Origin of the sequence: Glycomyces salinus (assembly GCF_016428645.1) — a bacterium.
Taxonomy (GTDB): domain Bacteria; phylum Actinomycetota; class Actinomycetes; order Mycobacteriales; family Micromonosporaceae; genus Glycomyces; species Glycomyces salinus.
Genome location: NZ_JAELXW010000053.1, coordinates 1 through 3,944 on the forward strand (window position 1 = coordinate 1; position 3,944 = coordinate 3,944).

Below are 3,944 nucleotides of genomic sequence, written 5' to 3' on the forward strand. Positions count from 1 at the left end.
GACATGGGTGGAGACTTCGGTGGAGGCTTCGACTTCTGATCCGCGCCGGTAGGGCGCGGACCCGGACACGGCCGGGGCTCGGCGGCGATGCCGCCGAGCCCCGGCTCTTTGTTGTGTTCTTAGTCACAATTCTGAAGGCTTCGGGGGTTTCGGGTGTGTTGCGCGGACCGGCCCGTTGCCGGGGGATCGGGCCCCTTTTATCTATTACGGACGGTAACAACCCGAGTTCAGGGCCATTGAAATATCGATGAACACCTTGCCGGGCATCGGAAGCGAACTGTTTCCGACAAAAGTCCGGATCGTCGGCCGGTCCCGTACCGTGCCGCATGCGTACAAAGTGGGGTCTTGTGGAATCGCCTGTGGACTGGCACGGTGACTCGCGGGGACGGTGACACAGCGCACGTCCCCGCCACACCCGAAGGCATCGGAGTCGCACCCCCGGCGCCGATGCCACTCCAACAGAACAGGAGCCGTCGTGATCCACTCACAACGATGGCGTCAAGTCCTCGCGGCAGCGACCGCCGGTGCGTTGGCCTCGGCCTTCGCCGGCAGCGCGGCCTGGGCACAGGCCGAGGAAGCGGACGTCCAAGCACTGATCGAGCAGAAGGTCGACCCCGATCTGCTCTCCGAAATCGACGCCGAAGGCGAAGCCGAACTCTGGGTACGATTCCAGGGCTCCCCGGACTTCAACCCCGCCTTCAGCGCCGACGCCAAGGCCGACAAGGGAACCGCCGCCGTCGACGCGGCACGGGAATTCGCCGAGACCTCCCAGGCCGACCTGATCGCCGCCCTCGACGAGGCCGGCGTGGAGTACGAGTCCTACTGGGCCACTTCAACGGTCAAGGTCACCGGCGGCACCGAGCTGCTGGAGACCGTGGCCGAGATCGACGAGGTCGACCAGGTCGTCCAGGCCCCCGAATACGAGCGGATCGAACCGGTCGACCTCGGCCTCGAACCGGCCGCCACCGAGTGGGGCCTCGACGACATCCACGTCCCCGACGTGTGGGACCTCGGCTACGACGGCACCGGCGTCACGATCGCCTCGATCGACTCCGGCGTCGACTACGAGCACCCGGCGCTGGTCGACCAGTACCGCGGCAACAACGGCGACGGCACCTTCACCCACGACTACAACTTCTTCGACGTCCAGGGCGCCTGCGACGGAGACCCGTGCGACACCGACGTCGACGGTCACGGCACCCACACCATGGGCACCATGATCGGCGACGACGGCGGGGACAACCAGATCGGCGTCGCGCCCGGCGCCGAGTGGATCGCCGTCAACGGCTGCTGCCCCGGCCTGGACGCCCTGATCGAGTCCGGCGAGTGGATCGCCGCGCCGACCGACGCCGAAGGGAACGACCCCGACCCGACCAAGGCGCCCGACGTCGTCAACAACTCCTGGGGCACCACCCAATCGGTCGACGACCCGTTCTACGAGGACATCGTCGCCCTGTGGCACGCGGCCGGGATCATCCCCGTCACCTCCCTGGGCAACAACGGCTCCTCCTGCGAATCGGCGGGATCGCCCGGCCTCTACCCCAACGTGATCGGGGTCGGAGCCTATGACGTGGACGGCGACATCGCGGACTTCTCGGCGCGCGGTCCCGGCCGCGACGGCGGGGTCAAGCCCGACATCGCCGCCCCCGGCGTCAACGTCCGCTCCTCCCTCCCAGGAGGCGAATACGGCGCCTACAGCGGCACCTCCATGGCCGCGCCTCACGTCGTGGGCATGATCGCCCTGCTGATGGAGGCCGCCCCGGCTCTCCTCGGCGACTACGACACGGTCTACGAGATCGTCACTGGGACCGCCAGAGCGACCGCCGACGACCAGTGCGGCGGCACCGAGGACCACAACAATGTCTGGGGCCACGGCCGCATCGACGCGCTCGAAGCGGTCCTGGGCTCCCCGGCCGGCGAGACCGGCTCGATCGCCGGCACCGTCACCGACGCCGAAGGCGCCCCCGTCGAGGATGCCGAACTGGTCTTCGAAGGCGAACTCGACCGCACCGCCACCACCGGCGAGGACGGGACCTTCGAGGTCCCGGTCGCGCTGGCCGGGGACTACGCGGTCACCGTCTCCAAGTTCGGCTACGGGAGCGTCGAGGACGAGCTCAGCGTCGTGGCCGATCTGACCACGTCCTATGACGCGGTCTTGGAGACCGTGGCGTCCTCGGAGGTCAGCGGCACGATCGTCGACGGCTCCGGGCACGGCTGGCCGCTGGCCGCCACCGTCTCCACCGCCGGAGGCGAGGTATCCACCCAGACCGACCCGGTCACCGGCGAGTACGAGCTGACCCTGCCCGAGGGATCCTGGGAACTGATCGTCGAGCCGGACTACCCCGGCTACGAGACGGTGACCGTCGAAGTCGTCTCCGCCATGGACGACGTGGTCGAGGTGCCGATCGCCGAGGGCTGCGTCGCCCCCGGCTACGGCTTCGACCCCCTGGGCAGCGGCTTCGAGTCCGAGACCGCCCCGCCCGGATGGTCGGTGGTCAACCGCGGCGACCAGCCTTGGCGGTTCGACGACCCCGACGGCCAGGGCAACCACACCCCCGGCTCGGGCGGGTTCGCGACCGCCGACTCCGACGCACAGGGTTCGGGCGGAGTCCTGATGGACACCGATCTCATCTCGCCGACGTTCGACCTCTCCAGCGCCGACGAGCCGGTGCTCACCTTCGACACCGACTACTACCAGGGCAGCTACGACTCCGAGGCCGACGTGTCGGTCAGCGTCGACGGCGGTGAGACCTGGGAGGAGGCATGGGCCTCCGACGGGAACGCCCGGGACACCACCCTCACTGTCGACCTGACCGAATGGGCCGACGCGACCGAGGCGAAGCTGAAGTTCCACTACACCGACAACACCGACTGGGCCTGGTGGTGGCAGATCGACAACGTGCTCGTCGGCACCGCCGCCGAGTGCGCGCCGCTCGAAGGCGGGCTCGTGCTCGGCACGGTCTCCGGCCTCGACACCGGCGATCCGCTCGAGGACGCGGTGGTCACCCAGACCTCCACCGGATACTCGGGCACCACCGACGCCGACGGCCGGTACTGGACCTTCGCCGGCGGCGCCGGCGACTCCGAGTTCAGCGCGGTCAAGTCCGACTTCGGCGCCGCCCTGGAGACGGTCGACGTCGTCCCCGACGCCGTGACAGAGGCCGACTTCGGCATCGGCACCGCCGATATCACCGCCAGCTCCACGACCCTGAACTCCTATGTGCAACAAGGGAGTTCCTGGACCCACCGGCTGCGGCTGACCAACTCCGGCAGCGCCGACGGGGTCGTCGACCTCGGCATCGGGGAAGGCTCGTTCTCCATCCTCGGATACGAGAACCCCTCCGACACCTCGTGGCTGTCGGTGGAATCGGGCACCGTCACCGTCCCGGCCGGGGAGACGATCACCGTCGAGGTCACGACCTCGGCCGATGAGGAGTCCGGAGGCGTCGACCAGCCCGGCACTTACACCGCGACGCTCTCGCTCGACTACGAGAGCCCGAACGAGTCGCCGGTCGTCGATGTCTCGATGGTGGTCGTGCCCCGATCCGAGCAGGGCAAGCTCCTCGGCTCGATCGAGGCCGTCACCTGCGACGGCGAGACCGCCGCGCTCGATGAGGCGCAGGTCCAGATCCGCGAGGACGCCGGAGGCACCGAGCACCTGTTGTCGGACGAGGACGGCACCTACGAGTTCTGGTTCGACGAGGGCGCTTACACCGTCATCGTCTCCAAGGACGGCTACGCGGCCGACTTCGCCTTCATAGAGGTCGAATCCGGCACCACCAATGAGCAGGACTTCGAGCTCGAAGAGCTCGGCTGCTGAGACCCGTCAATAGACCGGGCCCCCGCCGCATGCGGCGGGGGCCTTTCTCGCCCCGAATCCCGTCCGATTGCGACCGAACCGGTACAGGTCGTGTCCGGTTGTCGGGTCCGTGTCGGCTCGGGGT

At 68.6% G+C, this 3,944-nt stretch carries 1 protein-coding gene; it reads left to right on the forward strand.

Annotation, left to right across the window (positions count from 1 at the left end; translation table 11 throughout):
• The first annotated feature begins 475 nt into the window (after positions 1 to 475).
• A complete protein-coding gene (locus JFB92_RS15590) occupies positions 476 to 3,820 on the forward strand; it encodes a S8 family serine peptidase (protein WP_199040706.1) in 3,345 nt (1,114 codons plus the stop codon).
• Positions 3,821 to 3,944 lie beyond the last annotated feature (124 nt).